The organism is Shewanella sp. Isolate7 (genome assembly GCF_022398425.1).
GTDB lineage: Bacteria > Pseudomonadota > Gammaproteobacteria > Enterobacterales > Shewanellaceae > Shewanella.
Map to the genome: position 1 here is coordinate 1 of NZ_JAKEVJ010000150.1, position 2,166 is coordinate 2,166.

Genomic DNA, 2,166 nt, shown 5'->3' on the forward strand with positions numbered 1-2,166 from the left:
GGGCTGACGAAAAATGACTCACAGTTAGCCATGCTATTCACCTTGGCGAACCTGTTTAAAGTAGACCAGATGTTACGACGACAGCCAAGATCTGTCTGAAATCCGGGAACTGCCTGGAATTAGGTCGAAATTCGGCGTAAAACGGCAGTATGTTGGCCAAAATTGAACAGTTAGCGTTCAAAAATCAGGCGGGCCGCTCATAACCTCGCTCGATACCTAAATTGCAGGACTTGTTCGCAGTTTCCCTAGTGAAGTAGTGGCGATTCAGTATGCTCATTCATGCTGTTTCAGTAGCCACTACATAAGAGACGTTACGAATCATTAGGAATGATGCCTGATCATTGGACTATTTGCAATGGCGTGATTCATACTGTATATCTCAAGTAATATCTAGTAATATAATTTCGAGCATAAAGATAGACATAAACCTTTTATCAACCTATAAGAGCATGAAATGAAAGTTAAAATCTTCCCAGCTTTACCCGATAGTGACCTCACACATTTTGTATTATTTACATCATTGAATAACCCCGACTGGGGATTACTTTATGACTCAATTTCAACATTAAGGGAGAGTTATCCTGATAAAGTGTTTAGCGAACCCCCAATGGTATATAAGAACCTTGAAGGGAAAAACCGAGGTTTAATCTTTCTAGAACGTAATACTGACGAGCTCTACTATGTCTACTGAACTCTACGAGTCTTACTTTCTTATCATAGGATGTGGTCACTCAGAAGCTGTTGAAAATTTCAACAACAATGCTCTTCTTCATCATGGAAACCAAAATTTGCTGGTTGACTGTGGGCATACAGTGAAGCATGCATTAAACGCACAATCCTTAAACATCGGTCAAATTGATGCAATATTTATAACCCATGTTCATGGGGATCATGTTTTTGGATTGGAGAGAGTTGCCTATGAAAGTAAGTTCAAATATCAGAAGAAGATAAAATTAATTTTAAGAGAAGAAGTCATTACTGAACTTTGGAGTGAAACTCTGAAGGGGTCATTAGGATATAATAGTGATGGCAGTGCTTCCTTAGAAGATTATTTTGATTTAGTTATCCTCAAAGAGGATTATTTTTTCTTTAATGGACTTCGCATAGACTTAGTTAGAGTAAATCATACTCCAGGAAAAAGTACGCATGGTATAGTTGTAGACAATAAAATATTTTACTCTTCTGATACTCTCGCAATACCGGAAACTATCAACACACTTGACTTTAAAGTTGGTTTCCATGATGTAACCCTAAGTGATTTTAATCCAGTCCATGCAACTTTAGACAGTTTAATAAATGAATACAGTTATGACATTAGAAAAAAATTGTATCTCATGAGTTATGAAGATTCGTGGCGAGAATACCAGAATATTGTAGAGGACAATTTTCGAGGCTATGCTACTCAAGGGATGAAAGTATTGCTATGAAACTTTATAAAAACTTGTACTTTGATGAAAAAAACCAAAGATTTTCAATCTATGAAGATTCAAATTTTAATCTTTGTTTTTTATATTGGTATGAGTTAAAAAAGCATGGAGTTAGAAGTTTAGCTATTAATCAAAACTTTGAGGCAGATTTTAAAAGTGTCTCATACTCTAATGCATTTCGAGGTTCTCAGCTAGAAAAAATAAGAATTATTGATTCAAAAGAATTGTGCAAAACCAAAGTAATTAGTTATAAAAAAATCAACATTCACGAGCTCATGGAAATCATTAAAAGCAATACTAAAATTGCTTTTATTAATTGCTCATTTGAATGCATTGAACTTGATGAATATGAATTTTCAAAAGACTTGATTTTTATTTCGTGTGAATTCTTATCAAATTTCAGATTGATAAATTGTAAAATAAAGGGAAATTTATGGATGCCAAACAGCTCCTTTGGAGGTCATTTTAGCCTTAAATCCTCAAAGGTTAATGGTGACGTTCATATGGAAGCATGTGATTTTACTGGGATTGGAGGTGCATCTTTTAGGGGACTAATGGCCAAAAATCTATTTCTCGACCTTGGCGTAAAGGGCGGAGATGATCTTTTCTGGTTGAATGAAATGGTAATACAAGGAGTGGTCAGTCTTGGTGGTATCTTTGAAAACGAAGTGCAAATGCTATCCCATCAAGATTTTGAAGACGATATAAGTTACACACCTTATATAGGATCATTATATAT

At 35.1% G+C, this 2,166-nt stretch carries 2 protein-coding genes; both read left to right on the forward strand.

Features of this window, described 5'->3' with window-relative positions; all coding sequences use genetic code 11:
• Nucleotides 1-680 precede the first annotated feature (680 nt).
• Nucleotides 681-1,427 (forward strand): MBL fold metallo-hydrolase, encoded by a 747-nt coding sequence (locus L1D47_RS20520; protein WP_239886602.1) that lies wholly within the window; start codon nt 681-683, stop codon nt 1,425-1,427.
• Nucleotides 1,424-2,166, forward strand: a 743-nt coding sequence (locus tag L1D47_RS20525) for a hypothetical protein (RefSeq protein WP_239886603.1), incomplete at its 3' end; no start/stop codon positions are given. The genes L1D47_RS20520 and L1D47_RS20525, both read left to right, overlap by 4 nt.

Excerpts from the sequence above, each read along its gene's own strand:
- L1D47_RS20520 (WP_239886602.1), top strand. The coding sequence starts at position 681 with ATGTCTACTGAACTCTACGAGTCTTACTTTCTTATCATAGGATGTGGT.